The organism is Mesorhizobium sanjuanii, from assembly GCF_002529485.1.
GTDB classification, from domain to species: domain Bacteria; phylum Pseudomonadota; class Alphaproteobacteria; order Rhizobiales; family Rhizobiaceae; genus Mesorhizobium; species Mesorhizobium sanjuanii.
This window is the reverse complement of sequence record NZ_NWQG01000046.1, coordinates 18,673-33,975: the sequence shown is the minus strand read 5'-3', so window position 1 is coordinate 33,975 and position 15,303 is coordinate 18,673. Positions and strand designations below refer to the sequence as shown.

The window sequence follows — 15,303 nt, the reverse complement described above, 5'->3', positions numbered from 1 at the left end:
TGAAGATGATTACCGCAGGCTTCACGCTCATCGGCCGAGGCAACTGGTCGGGTGGGGAAACTTATCTGCGCAATATGCTCGGGGTGATCTCGCATGAACTGGCGGGCAAGGTTAAGGCCAAGCTGTTCCTGACGCCGGCGCAGTCGGAAAAAATCGGCTCTTCCATGAATGCCTTTCTGGCCTCGCCGCCGATCGTCGATGCAAGGGTGGGCGGATTTGGGCGCGGACGCAGCGTCGTGCGGGCGCTGGCAACAGGCAGCGACGCCGAGGCGGCGACAATCATGCAGGCCGAAGGCGTCGACGTGGTGTTCGAGCCGGCGCAGTTTTATGGCAATCGGTTTCCGATTCCTGTTGTCTCGTGGATTCCTGATTTCCAGCACCGACACCTGCCACACCTATTCTCGCGCTCCATGTGGTGGCGCCGCGACTTGGGATTCCGTCTGCAGACATCGGGCAGGCGCATCATCCTTTTGTCGAGCGATGACGCCAGGCGAGACTGCGAGACGTATTATCCTGCAGCACGCGGCAAGACGGCCGTGGTCCGGTTTGCGATCGATCTCGATCCGGCCCCGCATGTTGCACGGCAAGCCGATGTGATCGCGCGCTACGAGCTTCCCGAGCGCTATTTCTACCTGCCGAACCAATTCTGGTCGCATAAGAATCATGCAGTCGTGATCGAGGCGTTGGCGCACATCGCGGCGAATGGCGGCCTTGAGAAGGTCGCGCCGGTGATCCTGACAGGACGAACCGACAATCCGCACAATCCTCAACATTTCGAACAACTGATGGCAAGCGCCAGGGAGGCCGGCGTGTCGAGTCATTTCCGTCACCTGGGCCTTGTGCCTTACGAGGATGTGTTCGGCCTCAACGCCGCTTCCGATGCTCTCATCAATCCTTCGCTGTTCGAGGGCTGGTCAACCACGGTCGAGGAGGCCAAGGCGCTCGGCACAAGGATGCTTCTGTCGGATATCAGCCTTCATCGGGAACAGGCGCCTGGCGCGACATTCTTTCCGACCGGCGATGCCGCGGCGTTGGCGTCCGCCATGCTCGCCGTTTCTCGGGGGCCGGCGCTTGTGCGTGAAACGGCCGAAAAGCTTCGCGCCGATCATGCCGCGCGCCGCCAGACCTATGCGGATGCGCTTCTTGACGCATTCCAGCGCGCCGCTGCGTTTCGCTGATTGGCCTCAGTCATGATCCAACCTTCCAGGCACCTGCAGACAGTCGCTTTTCACGGCTATAGTTGGGTATGGTCCTTTTCGAGCTCACCCTTGTTCTCCTGCTCATCGCCGTCGCGCTGACGGGACTGTCGCGGCGTCTGGAGATCCCCTATCCCTCCCTGCTGGCCTTGGCTGGGGTCGGGATTGCCTTCGTGCCTGGTGCGCCGACGATCGAGATCGACCCGGAACTGGCGCTTGCCCTGTTCATCGCGCCGGTGCTTCTGGATGCTGCGTATGACACCTCGTTGCGCGACCTGAAGCGCTACCGGCTGTCGCTGGCGCTGCTGGCGCTTGGCGCCGTTGTCTTCACCACTGGGGTCGTTGCAGTCGTTGGCTGGAAGATGGCCGGTCTACCGATCGCGGCTGCTATCGCCCTTGGCGCCATCGTGGCGCCGCCGGATGCGGTGGCGGCATCTGCCGTGCTCGGGCAATTCAAGGTGCCGCACCGCATCACCGCCATCCTGCAAGGCGAAAGCCTGCTCAACGATGCCACCGCGCTGTTGATCTACCGGATCGCGGTGACAGCAGCGCTCGGTCCGATTTTGTTGAGCAGCGCCGTACCAACGATCCTGCTGTCGACGATTGGCAGCCTTGCTGCCGGTTATGTGTTTGGCCGGCTCTCGCTGCTGACGCTCACTCGTATCGAGGATGCGGCCAGCAGCACGGTGGTGCAATTCGCCGGAACATTCGGGGTCTGGATCCTGGCCGAGAGGCTCGGCCTTTCCGCCATCATCACCATCGTCGTCTATGCCATGACGATCGCGCGCACAGCACCGCGCCTGATCTCGGCCAGAAGACGGGTCAGCACCTATTCGGTCTGGGAGTCGGCGGTGTTCGTGCTCAACGTGCTGGCCTTCGTGCTGATGGGCCTGCAGGCACGCTCGATCGTCGGCAGGCTCTCCGGCGAGGGGCACGCCGAGGCCTTTGTCTTCGCTGCAACGGTGCTGGTGGTGGTCGTCGTGGCGCGCCTCGCCTGGGTGACGAGTTACGTTGCGATCATAAGATGGTTTGCCCGCTTCGATGGCGAAGACAAAAGGCGGAATCTGCCGACGTTTGGCGGCGCCATGCTTGTCGGCTGGTGCGGCATGCGGGGACTGGTGACGCTGGTGGTGGCCATTGCCCTGCCGGCGGACTTCCCCGGTCGCGATCCGATCGTGCTTGCCGCCTTCGCGGTGGTTCTGGGCACGCTGGTGCTGCAAGGGATGACGCTGAAGCCGTTGCTGCGCTGGCTCAACTTCGATCCGGACACGACAGTCGATCGCGAAGTGGCGCAAGCGCGCGTTGTCATCATGGAGGCGGCCCTCAAAGTGTTGAGCGGCAAGACATCGAATGCGGCTGCCGCCGTGCGCGAGCAATATACGGCCCAACGCGCGATTGCCGAAAACCCTGAGAACGCGCAGGCGGCAACGGAGTACGACCGGCTGCGCCTCTATGCCATCAAAAGCCAGCGCGACGCCCTGGAGGAACTGCGCCGCAACGGGACGATCGGCGACGAGGCCTATCACCGGTTGGAGGAAGAGATCGACTGGTCGGAACTGGCGGCTTCGCCGGCGGGGCGATTCCAGCCGCTGACGACTTAGGCGCAGACAATCCGCCTCTTGGCCCAGCCCGCCATTTGCCCGGTACATTGCGTCGTTATCGCCTAACCGCTACAGCCATCACGAAATTGAGCCGGGTAAGCAATGAAGCTGGTCAGCTACAACATCCAGTACGGGTTCGGCGGCGATGGGCGCTATGACCTCGCGCGCTGCGCCAAGGTGGTTGCCGGCGCCGACATCATCGCGCTGCAGGAGGTGGAACGGCATTGGTTGCGCACAAATGAAGACGACCAGCCGGCGCATCTTTGCCAAATGCTGCCCGGCTACCACTGGGTCTATGGTCCGGCCTTCGACATGGATGCCAGCGAACAGCGTGATGGCCGCGTCGTCAACCGGCGGCGGCAATTCGGCACCATGATTCTGTCGAAGCTGCCGATCGCCTGGTCGCGCCTGCACACGTTGCCCATGCAACGCACAGTGCGTCCGCTCAACACCCGCAACGCCGCGCTCGAATGCATGATCCGCACGCCGGCCGGCCCGGTACGTTTCTTCTCGCTGCATCTGGCGCATATCGCGGTCGAGGAGCGGCTGGAGCAGATCGACTATCTGCTTGCCGAGCATCGCCGGTCGTCGCTTGAAGGTGGACCATGGAGCGGTGTCGACGACGAGCCTGCGCGCAACTGGAGCAATGGCGAGCCGGCGCCGGAAAACCCACTGGCGGCGATCTGGATGGGCGACTTCAACATGGAGCCGCACAGCGCCGAATACCGACGCATCGCCGGCGGTACGCCATACCACCGGGGCGCGGCCTATCTCGACGGCTTCGTTGATGCCGCCGCCGTCGCTCAGGAGCCGACGGTGGACTTCCATACCCATGAGAAGGTCATCGAAGGCAAGTTGGCAAAGCGCCGACTCGACCATTGCTTCGTCGGCGGCATGTTTGCCGGACGCGTGCGCTCGGTCAGTGCCGATATCGGCGAAATCGCCTCGGACCATTTTCCGCTGCGGATCGACATCGACCTGGAAACGCCGCTCGCATTGCCCGGCGGCGGATGAGCCTGGAATGACGCTTTTCGTCTTCTTCGCGGTGCTTGCCGCGGCCGCCATGCACGCGACCTGGAACGCGCTGGTCAAGGTCCATCTCGACCGCTTCCTGTCGATCACGCTGATGACGCTCGGCATGGGCGCGGCGGCGCTGGTGGCGTTGCCCTTTGTCGAAGTACCGAAAGCGGAAGTGTGGCCCTATATCATCGCCTCGGTGATTTTCCACATGGGCTACAGGACGTTCCTGATCGGCGCCTACAAGGCCGGCGATTTCGCCCAGACCTATCCGCTGGCGCGCGGGACAGCGCCGTTGCTGACGGCTCTCGGCGGCATTGTGGTCGTTGCCGAGCTTCCGGCGCCGCTGGCCATTCTCGGCATCGTTCTTCTGTCGGCCGGTACGCTGGTGCTGTCGTTTCGCGGCGGCGCGCATCTGGAGCGGCTGAACCTGCGCGCCGTCGGCTTTGCGCTGGGCACATCGATCTTCATCGCCAGCTATACGCTGTCGGACGGGAGCGGCGCGCGGCTGGCAGCGACGGCCTCAAGCTATGCGGCATGGCTGTTCGTCTGCGATGCGCTCTGGGCGCTGGTGCTGTGCGTCGTCTTCCGCGGACGCCAAGCGCTGCCGGTGCTGGCGCGCGACTGGAAGGCGGGCGCGTATACCGGCGTGCTCAGCGGTGCCGCCTACTGGATCGTGATGTGGGCGATGACCAAGGCGCCGATCGCCTCGGTGGCCTCGTTGCGCGAGACATCGATCCTGTTCGCCATGATGATCTCGGTCTTCGCCCTGGGCGAGAAGATGACGGCATGGCGTGGTGCCGCCGTGCTCAGCATCGTCGCCGGCGTTGTTGCGCTCAGGCTTGGCTGAGCATGATCCCGAAAAATTGCAGACTTTTCGGAAGAAGATCATGCGTAAAAAGCCGCCAATACTTCAGCCGAGCACCGTCATCACCTGGCCACGCCTTTCCGGACTGAAACGGATGACGACGATGATGCAGACGGCGACCACGCCGGCAAAAAGGGCCAACGCGTATCCGTAGCTGCTGCCGGGACTCTCGGCGATGCCCGCCTGATACGGACCGCCATAGGACGCCGCAAGGTTGCCGGCCTGGTAGATGAAGCCGGGCAAGGTCGCACGCACGGCGCCTGGCGAAAGCTCGTTGAGATGGACCGGGATGACGCCCCAGGCGCCCTGGACCGCGACCTGCATGACGAAGGCGCCGATGGCCAGCATGAAGGGGGTGGTGCTGTAAGCCCACAATGGAATCGACGGCAAGGCGATCAGGCAAGCGATGGTGATCGCATTGACGCGGCCGATCTTCTCGGAAATCGCGCCGAACGCCAGGCCGCCGACGATGGCGCCGATGTTGGCGACGATGGTGATCCAGCTCACCGTATCGGGATCGAATCCGTGCTGCTTCTTCAGGAAGGTTGGATAGAGATCCTGCGTGCCATGGCTGAAGAAATTGAAGAACATCATCAGCACGACCGCGTAGAGGGCGACGCCCCAGTGCTTCTGCAGCGTTTCGAGGAGCCCCGGTCTGGCCGCCTTCTGGGCATCGACGAATGCCGGCGATTCCGGCACATGCGAGCGGATGAACAGGACGATCAGCGCCGGCACGAAGCTGAGCAGGAACATGGCGCGCCAGCCGATGGTGTAGCCAGCGATCGTGTGCTGGTAGAGCAGCCCGTAGGCCACTGCCGCCAGCAGGTAGCCGGCCGGATAGCCGCATTGCAGGATCCCCGAAACCATGCCGCGTGCGCTGGGCGGGATGGACTCCATGGCCAGCGAGCTGCCAAGCCCCCATTCACCGCCCATGGCGATGCCGAACAGGGCGCGCAGCGCCAGGAAGATGCCGAGACTGGGTGAGAAGGCGGCGAGCGCGCCGATCACCGAATAGCTGACGATGTTGAGCATGAGAATGGGCTTGCGCCCGTATTTGTCGGCAAGCATGCCGAAGAAGAATGCGCCGATGAAGCGCGTCGCCAGCGTCAGGAACAGCGCCTTGGAGACCGCCGGGACATCGGTGTGGAACTCGGATGCGATATCGGTGAGCAGGAATGTCAGAAGGAAGAAATCGAAGGCGTCGAGCGTCCAGCCCAGAAACGACGCCAGGACGGTTTTCTTCTGCTGCGAATTGAGGTTCAAGGCGTTGCTCCTTTGCCACCCGGAGGCACGATATGTCGCCCGGTTCGCAAAAGAGAACGGCCTATCGGCCGGTTTTCGATAAACCGGCAGTCACTTTTCCGTAAGATCGAGATCGAATACCATCAGCCCATCGGTGCCGCCTTCGAGCGCCGCGACCAGCCGGGCGCCGGCGCGCTGATGCGCCTCATGCACCAGATAGGCATCGCGCGCCGCGGCGTCCCGGAAGTCGATGGTGAAGCCGTGGCCGAAACCCCGTGCGAACGGTTCAGGGCTGACATTGGCGCTGAACTCGACCTCGGCCATGCCTGAGATCACCGACCGCAGTGCTTCGAGGTCGGCATGGATCGCCGCGCGCTCGGCGTCGGAAACGTCGTTGCGGAATCTGACGAAAACACAATGCCTGATCATTTTCTACTCCCCATGCTGCGCAGCGCATGACCCCGAAACCGGAATCGGTTTTCGCTGGGGATCATGCACCAAATCAAAGTGCTACAGCGTCCTTTGCGCGTCCATAGGAAGCGCGGCGCTGTAGTTGCCTGAGAAGACCCGCCGGCGGCAGCGGCTCGCGGCCGAGGATCAGGTCGGCGCCCTTTTCGCCGACTATGATTGTCGGCGCAAGGGACGCGCGGCAGACCCGCAAGCCCTCGATGCCGCGCAACCTAAGATCGGGCGTCACCACGGTCATATCGTCGTGGCCCATGCGGCAGGCGCCGACAGGATGATGGTCGGTCTTGGAACTGCGGCAGGCATAATCGAACAGCTCGCCGCCGCTCTGCAGGGCAGGGCCTGGCAGGGTTGCTGGCCAACCGGACCTGGCGATCGCAAGAGCCTGTTCGCCGTGGCAGGCGTCTGATTGTGCCTGGTTTGGCGATTTGCCTTGTCTGGGCAAATCCGTATGCGCTATGCGTCCGACGCAAGGCCCATCCGGCGCGCCGACGCCGAGGGCCCCGCTGCCGTTCTGCATAGGGATACGCCAATGAATTTCGAACTTCTGGGCAAGCGTGTTTTCGTGGCCGGGCATCGCGGCATGGTCGGCTCCGCCGTTCTGCGCAGGCTGGCTGATGAGGATTGCGAAGTCCTGACGGCATCCCGCGATGAACTCGATCTTCAGGACCAGGCTGGCGTGCGGCGCTGGATGGCCGACCGCAGACCGGACGCGGTGGTGATGGCGGCGGCCAAGGTCGGCGGCATCCTGGCGAACGACAGGCTTCCGGTCGATTTCCTGCAGGACAATCTCGTCATGCAGACCAATGTCATCGAGAGCGCGTTCCGCAACGAGGTGCAGAAATTGCTGTTTCTCGGTTCGTCCTGCATCTATCCGAAATTCGCCGCCCAACCGATCTCCGAGGACGCCTTGCTGACCGGTCCGCTCGAACCCACCAACGAATGGTATGCAATCGCCAAGATCGCGGGGCTGAAGCTGTGCCAGGCCTACCGGCGCCAGTACGGCGTCGATTACATCTCGGCGATGCCGACCAATCTCTATGGCCCCGGCGACAATTTCGACCTCTCCACCAGCCATGTCGTGCCGGCGCTGATGCGCAAGGCGCACAAGGCCAGGCGCGACGGTGACAAGACCCTGGAGGTGTGGGGATCGGGCACGCCGATGCGCGAATTCCTGCATGTCGACGATGCCGCCGACGCCATGGTCTGGCTCCTGAAGAATTACAGCGGCGACAGCCATGTCAATGTCGGCTCGGGCGAAGACATCACCATTGCCGAGCTGGCCCGCACCATGCTCTCCGTCGTCGGCGCCAATGCCGTACTCACATTCGATTCGACGAAGCCGGACGGCACGCCGCGCAAGCTGATGGATGTGTCGCGCCTGTTCGCCACCGGCTGGCGCCCGCAATATTCGCTTCGCAGCGGCTTGGAACAGACTTATGCGTGGTTTCTTCAGCATATTGAAACAGGCGATCTCCGCCTCGGCGCGGCCTGATCCGCAATCAAAGCTGATTATCGCCACCAGGGATGACGGCCTGGGCGGCCGGCTTCTGGCCATGACCAATGCAAAGTCGCTCGCCGATACGCTCGGATATCGTTTCGGCTTCACCTGGAAGGCCGTCGGAGACAAGGGATTTCATGCCGTCGACGGGGTCGAGAAGATATTTTCAGCCGAGTTCATCGAGAAATATTGGCTGGGTAGGAAAATCAAGAGATCCGATTTTGCCAGTCTCGAAAAGACCGCCTTCACACGGTCCAGGCTGGATGCTGCTGCGTTAAAACGGAATTTCCGCGGCTGGATCTGCAATGAATTTCGCATTCTGGAAGCATTTCAGGACGAGGGCGCTGAAACGATCCGACGGTCCGAGACCTTGCGGGGTTTTGACTTCTCAAGGAATGTGAAACAGGCGCTCGACGCCGCCGACAGATGCCGCTTTCCCGGTCCAATGGCCGCATTGCATCTTCGCAGCGGCGATATCGTCCGCGGCAAGTACCGCTCAAGCCTGGGTTTTGCGAACAAGGTGGTCCCTTCCACCTTGGCCAGGTCGATCGTGTCGGAACTTTCATCGAAGGGCCTCTCGACCCTGCTGATCGGCGAGGATCGCGCCACGCTCGAATATCTGAGATCCGAAACCGGAGCCTTGCTGACCGATGATTTCGGGGCGAGGGAATTCAACGACCAGACACTCAAGGCATTTTTTGAGATGCGGCTCATGGCGCGATGCCAGGGAATCTATGCCGGGAGCAGTGTCTTTGCGACGGTGGCGTCGGTGATGGGTGATATTCCCTCTACCGAGACAACGACATTGTTCGACAGTTCCCGAGCCGCGGAAATCATCCTCGGCGAATTGGAGGCTCATCAGTCGGACTACCATCCGCTGGAGGCTGCCTTCGGCTATCAAGCCGCTTTCCTCAGTCTGGAGGACCGGATCAGTTCCGCGCGGGCGAGAGAAATTCTGGAGAAAGCCTACGGGCTTGATCCGGAAAACGATGTCTACGCCCTGAAGATTGCCGCGTCCTATTTTCGTGAAAATGACTGTCGTTCAGGCGAAGCAATTCTGAAGTCGCTGATGACCAGGGAATTTCTCGTCTCTACTGAAATGCCTTTGAGGGCCATGAAGGTTCTAACCACCCGTGTGTGTAGCGGCCATGTCATGTCAAAGGATTTTGAACCTTTCCTTGCGGCCGCACGGGCGGGCTATCCCTATGCCGCGGCGTGTTCGGCGCACATTCTGCATCGTGCATTTGGGGAGTTGAAACCCGCGCTGCAGATGATCGCACAATCGCTGAACACGGAACCGACAAATACATTGTTCAAGAAAATCAGAAGATCCATACGGCCAATCACCCCGCCCAAGTCCGGCCTGTTGCCGAAAGCACGGTTGCAACTCTGGAAGGCCGGGATCAGGATTTAGGCCCCTTGGGTGTCCCAGTTCGCCGGGGAGGTTTGCGCTTCAGGGGACGGCTCTTGCTGGATGGACTCCACCATTCTCCCGGGATTATCTGCCAGACATGCCGATCAGCCCGCCTGAAAGCTGGGAACGACCTCGCAAGACGCTCATCATAGCGAGCACGCCGCGAAGCGGCAGCAGTCTTCTTTGCAGCAAGATTTCCAGCACCGGCGTGCTGGGCAATCCAAGCGAGTATTTCCATCATTGGGATACTCCCGAAGTGACGACGGTGGCTCGCTGTCTGCTGGCGGCCAGCGAGGGCAAAAGCGAAAATGGCGTCGTCGCCTTCAAGCTGTTTCCCGAACATTTCGACAGGCTGCAAAAGGATATCCGTCTCACGGAATGGTTTCCCGATCCGGTTTGGGTCCATCTTCAAAGGCGCGATCTGCTCGGCCAGGCCATTTCGCTGGCCAAGGCCATGCAGGACAGGGCGTGGACCAGTGGCGAGAATGCGGTAAAAGACGCCGAGTATACGGTGGAGGGGATAGAGGCCGCGCTTGCCAAGATCATCGCCGGCAACGGGCGCTGGTCAGCCTATTTCGCCAGAAGCGGCATCGAACCGCTGCATATCTTCTACGAAGACATCCACGATGATTTCGACAGCGTCTGCCAGCGCGCGGGCGGACTTCTGGGTCTTGAAGCTCCCGTGCCTGCGACGGCACAGGTGGACATGCAGCGACAGCGCAACGCGCAAAGTGACGACTGGCGGCGGCGGTTTCTCGCCGAGGCCGGCGACCGGAACAACTTTCCAGCAGCGGTCAATCCAATGGGAAACCGCAAACGCAAGAAATCCGGATGGACGTTCTGGAGGAGATAGACCCGGCGGCATCTTGCAAGCTGGAGGCAACCACAACTAGCGCCGCAATCGCGGGCGCATCGACATTGAAGATCAGGACGCAAACTGGCCGCGCCTCTGATGCAAGCCCGCTATATTCGCTTCCGGGGACATGTTCGAAGATAATGTAGCAGGAATAGAGCTCTAAGCTACTTCAGGGCATTCCATCCGTGCTATGCTGAAGGTACACACTTCCGGCTATGAAGAACCGCCCACTCACTTCGGACGAACTTGGCGAGCACGGTGATGCGCTCTTCCGCACGCTCTGCACACGTTCGGGACTTGTGGCAAACAAATCCGAGCGTGATCGGACTGGTTGGGATTATAGGGTTGAGCTACCGAATTCGCGACTGGAGGCGGGTGGTTATGCCGACAAAAGACCCGTACCCCTATGCTACAACTTCCAGATTAAGACCATGTGGGAGGACAAGAGGAGTTTTTCAGCTCCGCTTCTATCAATGGAGCGCCTTTCAAAATCCAAGGAGCCATCCTTCATATTTGTCGTGCGGGTGAGGGAAGACCTATCTGTAAAAGACACTTTTGTGCTTCATCTTGGAGGAGCTGTTCTTGAGCAGGTACTGAAGCGGCTTGCGCTTGAAAGTCACAAAAAGGAAGAGGTCTCCAATCGAAAAACCATAACCTTCACGCGGGGCGATGATTGGCGCCCGTTTGGCGATAGCGAACGTCTCGACGCGGTGGTAGAGAACGTATGTCGCGAGTACTCGGATAGCGGAGACTATTTGGTTGCCAAGGCGAAGGAGCTACGAGAAGCTGGGTACGGCCCAAACCCTGTTACCTTCAACTTCAAGCTTCAAGGCGACTCAGAAGACGAAATCATAGAGGGGTTGATGGGTTTAAACCCCCTCAAGATTATCGAGTTCTCAGGAACAGAAGAGCGGTTCGGGTTTAAGAGGCCATACGGGCTGGATTTCGCGGGCACAGGTACGCTTTCTGTCACTCCAGTTAATAGTCCTAGCTGCCGCATTTTCTACCGCCAAGAACGATATGGAACGCCACTTGTTAAAGATGGCACCGTAGTATCACCGCCATTCATGCCAAAGTCGAAGGACAAGCTGCGACTGATCGTAAAGTCATTTCCGGTTACGCTCGATATTCGGCTCTCCGGCACTTTCAAGATTACTATTGCAGATTTAAGGCAGGAGTTGCGGTCATGCGGTTGGTGGAAAGACGTTTTTCGTATTCTGATTCTTTTAGGGTCAAAAGACTTTAGTCTTGAACTATACACGCCAGATGGAGAAAAGGTTTTTGGCTCGAACCTGCCTACTAGCACGGTTTTCGGCGAGGAGGTGACCACTCGGCACGCCATGATTTTGGAGACAATAGGGCGTGTTGAGAACTTGCTTGAGCGAGTTGGGCTTTCCGGGACGGAATTTACGCTTCAGACTATTATGGCTTCTGATCCGGCTGTCCAAACGTGCTTCAGCTTGGTTGACGAGATAGGAACGAGCTTTGAGGCGAAACTGGAGGGAATGAAGCAACCCGTTGCACAATTTCTTGATCAACCCAAAGTCGGCATCTTTGTCGACACAGTCATGCTAGGGGATGTGGGCATTGCCTTTGCTGCGGTCTCCGAGGTGATCATCAAAGAGGACGATGCAGGCGTTTCCTTGGAAGGCGTAGTTGCACGTCGCGGATTTCTCGAAGCGAGCAACAGCATGCCAATAACTACATTCGCAGACATTGTAGCCAAAGAGGTGGGTGCCGTTTACCGCATTGTAGGCAATGGGCAAGGAAGTCTCATATTGCCCTAGTAAGGGCGCTGCTAACTCGCGATACACCTTACATATCGGCCTAGGAAGCGTTCACTTCGACAGTCGAAGGTTCGGCATACCAGCGGATTTTGGGAGCCGGTGTCGTTGCCCTCTTGAAAGCCGTGGCGGGTAGCCAGTGGAGCCAGCGGACTTTGTCCTTGGCGGCTCGAGGGCTAAAGCCCCGCCGCGTGGGACGCACTCGTGCACCTTGTCGACATGTATTGTGCCGCGAACTGACCCCGTGGATCGTCCCGGGCGTCGGGCACCAACTCGTAGCTTTGCAGGTTTGCCATATCCAGAAAATACTTCGACTTGCGTCTTGACGCAGCACGTAGCCACGCTGCCAGTTCCGATTGCGTGAAGCCACTCGGGAAATTCGTCAAGTCCGCTGAACTCTCCTTCGATCAAGCCGACCAACGCGTTGATGTAGATGGCACGACCAACGCCGGGAAATTCGTAAATCTCAATGCCCCGCCTGCCTTGAAGTCTATCTTGGATCAGCCTGTTCCCGATCTTCAGGACGAGCTTGTCGTCGGGGTATCGGTCATCCGCGAGGAACCAGTTCACAATCTCCCGTCTGCGGTCGTTGTCGTTGGAGCCGTGAAAGGCACCAAGGCCCACGTTGCAGATGGTGCAACAAGGGACCAGTTTGCACAGGCCGAACCGCTCCCGGATCGCCTTCTTAGTCACCAGTCCACCGTCCGCAAACCTGTGAAGCACATAGACCGGGGGGTTGATGGTCATGCTTCCCATCATTGGGCATCCCGCAATAAACGCATTGGTCTCCAGCCACGGCCTCATAGACCTGCTCGAACCGCAACTCAGCTTCGCGTCGATTGTACTTCTGTTTGACCCTGCTCATAGGACTTCCGACACGTGAACCGTCTGGAAAAGATGGGTCGGATTGTATCGAACGAGGTTGAATGAAATCGTAAAGTGCAAGGTCGCATTGAACGAATGCCGTCACGGCGATGCGCCTCACCTCCCAGTTAGCATCACCAAATGGGTAAGCTGGATGCATCTGTGCAGCTTGCTTCCATGATCGCGGACCAAGGGACAGGAGCCTTGAATGGAACAAGTCGGACCAGTTCCGCCACTCCCTCATCAAACAGGCAATTGACATGCGGGCGGCATCCAGTCGGAACGGATGAAGCAGCCTCAAAACCACTTGCGAAGTTTGGTCTTCGCTTGGTCCGACAAGGTGCGTCTAATGAATGTATCCACCGCTTCGGGATCGGGGTTTGCCCGGATTGCGGTCACAACTTCCGCCCACTGATTGAAGTCGTTTACGTCCTTTGCCGCATATACGCCTACGCCATGACGCGAGGCGACTTCTTCGATCCTCTCTGCCTCGGGAAACGAAGAAAAATCCTGTCCGGCTGTGTGATAGATTACGTAGGATCGTGTCGCCGCTTCACGATGCGCAAGTGCTTCCATCACGCCTTTGATGGATATGTCGTTGGTTGGCTTGACCTCAAAACTAATGAGTTCAAAGACCCGTTCGGGTAGGAACTCATACTTTCGGTAAGCAACCAAGGCCAAATCGGGTCTGCTCCAGCTACCCCCTGTGTCTCGTCTGCCTTGAAGAGCAGTGATTTCACAGTGGCAATCGTCAAGCTGTCTCCTCCGCGCCCAATGTGTTTCGATTTGCTCTTTCACAGACGGATAGAGTTGAAGCTCGTTTGTGTATGCTTCGACAAGTGTCTTGGCGACTTCAGGTGAAGTTGCTGCTAAAGCCGAAGCGAGTGCCTCGGTATCTTCTTTAGTGGCGGGAGCCGCATCACGTTGCGCAAGCAGAACCTTGCCACCATAGCCACGCCCTTTTTCTATCAGCCCTTCTTCATACAGCTTCTGGTGAATTTTCCAGTATTTGTCGTCTGTCCACCCTAGCTCTCGGAGCAAGGCGGTGTTGCCTGCGCTCCCGCCCACTCTTTCCAGCGCGGCGAGAAAAACTTCCTTGTCACTACGTCTTGCCATTCTTCCCCCTCGTCCACCGAATAGGCCGACACAACCGGCTTCCAATCGGGCAACCTACATGCTTTGCCCTCGAATGCATCGCCTCGCGGGAAATCAATGGTCTGCCTGAAAAGCGATACGGTGTCGTTTGCATGCGCTCTTGCGCTTCGACCTAGAAATCGGGCTAGGGCATCGCCGCCGCAATCTCAGCGGTCACGTCACGAACGCCGGGGGCATTCCACACATCATCCCGCATTATGAATTTGTTGCTGTTTGTCCGCTTCACAAAGGTGGAATGCTCTACCACCAGGCCGACAGGCACCAAGGCCGCTTTCATCACTCGGAAGTCGTCATCAAACAGAACGGCGGCGAGCACATGAAAATGTCCACCTTCGATGTCGCGGATCGCGGAAAGCTGGCGCGACTTGTTCCGGCGATGAATGCGGCGAGCCTTGATTTGATACCGCGTGCCATCTGGCCCTGTCGCATCGTATCCCCGTTCGGAGTTCGGAGCCTGTCGCCAACCGAGAGCGCGACAAAAAAGATACTCGGCAAGATCGCCAGTCGGATTGTTGGCACTTCGCACCACACCCCTGTCGCGCAACTCCTCGCCTATCTGCGCGTGGAGCACGAGCAGTTCGGCCACGGATAGTGATTTCATGCGATCCGTTGCGAGACCGTTGTCCAACGGTAGCCAACCCTTCTTGAGACCATCCGCCCAAAGGGCTGTCGCGTATTCTTCGGGCCGGGTGTCATTGGCGTTTCGCGCGCGCAAAACGATACCGTCAATTTCGCCTTGCACATACGCGGCGCACACCTTGCTCTGGTCTCCGCCCAGTTCAACAGCGAGCTTACGCATGTAGTCGCGTTGTGTAACGACGTTGCCTATCATCGCCTCTACCTCGCAGCGCCAGGCGAGCATTCTCCTGCCAATTGATTAACAGTTCTCGTCCGAGAGTTTCGGTCACTCTTCTCACTGGCTGGCGGATTTCGGAAACTTTGCCGATGCCCTTGTCTAAGCCGTGGCGGGTAGCTAGGGGATGTTCGACTTTTTGTCCCCGGTCTGCTCGTGATCAGGCTACGGCCCCGAGTACGTCCTGCGACTGGCTAAGCGTTTCCCCTTCGAGCGGACCTCGCATTTCGACGTCCAGTCTTTTGCATTGTCATTTACGGATCACGGCGGGTAGTTTGCCGCAATGGGTGAATTTCAGATCGACACCGAAAAACTTGAAGCTCTGATCACTGAGGCCCGTGCCTCTGGCGGGTCTGAGCTGGCCAACTATTAGCTTTTCATCGAGCGCCTGTGCATCGCGCTCAACCTGCCGCGCCCAGCAATGGCGCAGGAGCAGAACCACCTCAATGACGACGTGTTCGAGCGAAGCGGAAGGAACCGAAGGAGG

13 protein-coding genes and 1 pseudogene are annotated in these 15,303 nt (G+C 59.3%); 8 read left to right on the top strand and 6 right to left on the bottom strand.

Annotated features, from left to right (window positions below):
* Positions 1-5: 5 nt before the first annotated feature.
* The 4 genes from CN311_RS08910 to CN311_RS08895 all read left to right on the top strand — a co-directional run bounded on the left by CN311_RS08910 (position 6) and on the right by CN311_RS08895 (position 4,664).
* Positions 6-1,178 carry a glycosyltransferase gene (locus CN311_RS08910; RefSeq protein ID WP_097572955.1) on the top strand — a complete coding sequence of 391 codons (1,173 nt, stop codon included), beginning with the start codon at positions 6-8 and terminating at the stop codon, positions 1,176-1,178.
* A gap of 68 nt (positions 1,179-1,246) precedes the next feature.
* On the top strand, positions 1,247-2,797 hold the full coding sequence (locus CN311_RS08905) for a cation:proton antiporter (protein ID WP_097572954.1): 1,551 nt from the start codon (positions 1,247-1,249) through the stop codon (positions 2,795-2,797).
* Between the two features lie 102 nt (positions 2,798-2,899).
* The gene (locus CN311_RS08900) at positions 2,900-3,811 is read left to right on the top strand and encodes an endonuclease/exonuclease/phosphatase family protein (RefSeq protein ID WP_097572953.1); all 912 of its coding nucleotides are present in this window, start codon (positions 2,900-2,902) and stop codon (positions 3,809-3,811) included.
* Between the two features lie 7 nt (positions 3,812-3,818).
* Positions 3,819-4,664 carry an EamA family transporter gene (locus tag CN311_RS08895; protein ID WP_097572952.1) on the top strand — a complete coding sequence of 282 codons (846 nt, stop codon included), beginning with the start codon at positions 3,819-3,821 and terminating at the stop codon, positions 4,662-4,664.
* A 63-nt stretch (positions 4,665-4,727) separates the two neighbouring features.
* On the opposite strand, the gene CN311_RS08890 is transcribed toward CN311_RS08895, so the two are convergent.
* From CN311_RS08890 to CN311_RS32930, 3 genes and pseudogenes are all read right to left on the bottom strand, one after another.
* Entirely contained in the window at positions 4,728-5,945 is a 1,218-nt protein-coding gene (locus CN311_RS08890) for an MFS transporter (protein ID WP_097572951.1), read from the bottom strand.
* A gap of 90 nt (positions 5,946-6,035) precedes the next feature.
* Positions 6,036-6,353, bottom strand: a complete 318-nt coding sequence (locus CN311_RS08885) for a Dabb family protein (RefSeq protein WP_097572950.1) — start codon at positions 6,351-6,353, stop codon at positions 6,036-6,038.
* A gap of 81 nt (positions 6,354-6,434) precedes the next feature.
* Positions 6,435-6,738: pseudogene (locus CN311_RS32930) on the bottom strand (GMC oxidoreductase); the annotation flags it as partial.
* 183 nt (positions 6,739-6,921) lie between these two features.
* Between CN311_RS32930 and fcl the strand changes: the two are divergent.
* From fcl to CN311_RS08860, 4 genes are all read left to right on the top strand, one after another.
* Positions 6,922-7,884 (top strand): GDP-L-fucose synthase, encoded by a 963-nt coding sequence (gene fcl, locus CN311_RS08875; RefSeq protein ID WP_097572949.1) that lies wholly within the window; start codon positions 6,922-6,924, stop codon positions 7,882-7,884.
* A complete protein-coding gene (locus tag CN311_RS08870) occupies positions 7,829-9,304 on the top strand; it encodes a hypothetical protein (RefSeq protein WP_245440785.1) in 1,476 nt (491 codons plus the stop codon). The genes fcl and CN311_RS08870 overlap by 56 nt, the downstream gene beginning before the upstream one ends.
* Before the next feature lie 97 nt (positions 9,305-9,401).
* Complete coding sequence (locus CN311_RS08865) at positions 9,402-10,157, top strand: Stf0 family sulfotransferase (protein WP_097572948.1); 756 nt, start codon at positions 9,402-9,404, stop codon at positions 10,155-10,157.
* Between the two features lie 218 nt (positions 10,158-10,375).
* Positions 10,376-11,947, top strand: a complete 1,572-nt coding sequence (locus CN311_RS08860; RefSeq protein ID WP_133117158.1) for a hypothetical protein — start codon at positions 10,376-10,378, stop codon at positions 11,945-11,947.
* Between the two features lie 1,158 nt (positions 11,948-13,105).
* Here CN311_RS08860 and CN311_RS08850 read toward each other — a convergent pair.
* The 3 genes from CN311_RS08850 to CN311_RS32515 all read right to left on the bottom strand — a co-directional run bounded on the left by CN311_RS08850 (position 13,106) and on the right by CN311_RS32515 (position 15,258).
* A complete protein-coding gene (locus CN311_RS08850) occupies positions 13,106-13,924 on the bottom strand; it encodes a hypothetical protein (RefSeq protein WP_097572945.1) in 819 nt (272 codons plus the stop codon).
* A 163-nt stretch (positions 13,925-14,087) separates the two neighbouring features.
* Positions 14,088-14,825 carry a hypothetical protein gene (locus tag CN311_RS33360; protein WP_245440784.1) on the bottom strand — a complete coding sequence of 246 codons (738 nt, stop codon included), beginning with the start codon at positions 14,823-14,825 and terminating at the stop codon, positions 14,088-14,090.
* Between the two features lie 241 nt (positions 14,826-15,066).
* Positions 15,067-15,258, bottom strand: a complete 192-nt coding sequence (locus tag CN311_RS32515) for a hypothetical protein (RefSeq protein ID WP_165779641.1) — start codon at positions 15,256-15,258, stop codon at positions 15,067-15,069.
* Positions 15,259-15,303 lie beyond the last annotated feature (45 nt).

What these genes read in the sequence shown, in the direction of transcription:
- CN311_RS08865 (WP_097572948.1), top strand. Translation starts at nt 9,402, where the DNA reads ATGCCGATCAGCCCGCCTGAAAGCTGGGAACGACCTCGCAAGACGCTC.
- CN311_RS08900 (WP_097572953.1), top strand. Translation starts at nt 2,900, where the DNA reads ATGAAGCTGGTCAGCTACAACATCCAGTACGGGTTCGGCGGCGATGGG.
- CN311_RS08910 (WP_097572955.1), top strand. Translation starts at nt 6, where the DNA reads ATGATTACCGCAGGCTTCACGCTCATCGGCCGAGGCAACTGGTCGGGT.
- CN311_RS08850 (WP_097572945.1), bottom strand. Translation starts at nt 13,924, where the DNA reads ATGGCAAGACGTAGTGACAAGGAAGTTTTTCTCGCCGCGCTGGAAAGA.
- CN311_RS08885 (WP_097572950.1), bottom strand. Translation starts at nt 6,353, where the DNA reads ATGATCAGGCATTGTGTTTTCGTCAGATTCCGCAACGACGTTTCCGAC.
- CN311_RS08870 (WP_245440785.1), top strand. Translation starts at nt 7,829, where the DNA reads ATGCGTGGTTTCTTCAGCATATTGAAACAGGCGATCTCCGCCTCGGCG.
- CN311_RS08895 (WP_097572952.1), top strand. Translation starts at nt 3,819, where the DNA reads ATGACGCTTTTCGTCTTCTTCGCGGTGCTTGCCGCGGCCGCCATGCAC.
- CN311_RS33360 (WP_245440784.1), bottom strand. Translation starts at nt 14,825, where the DNA reads ATGCTCGCCTGGCGCTGCGAGGTAGAGGCGATGATAGGCAACGTCGTT.
- fcl (WP_097572949.1), top strand. Translation starts at nt 6,922, where the DNA reads ATGAATTTCGAACTTCTGGGCAAGCGTGTTTTCGTGGCCGGGCATCGC.
- CN311_RS08860 (WP_133117158.1), top strand. Translation starts at nt 10,376, where the DNA reads ATGAAGAACCGCCCACTCACTTCGGACGAACTTGGCGAGCACGGTGAT.
- CN311_RS08905 (WP_097572954.1), top strand. Translation starts at nt 1,247, where the DNA reads ATGGTCCTTTTCGAGCTCACCCTTGTTCTCCTGCTCATCGCCGTCGCG.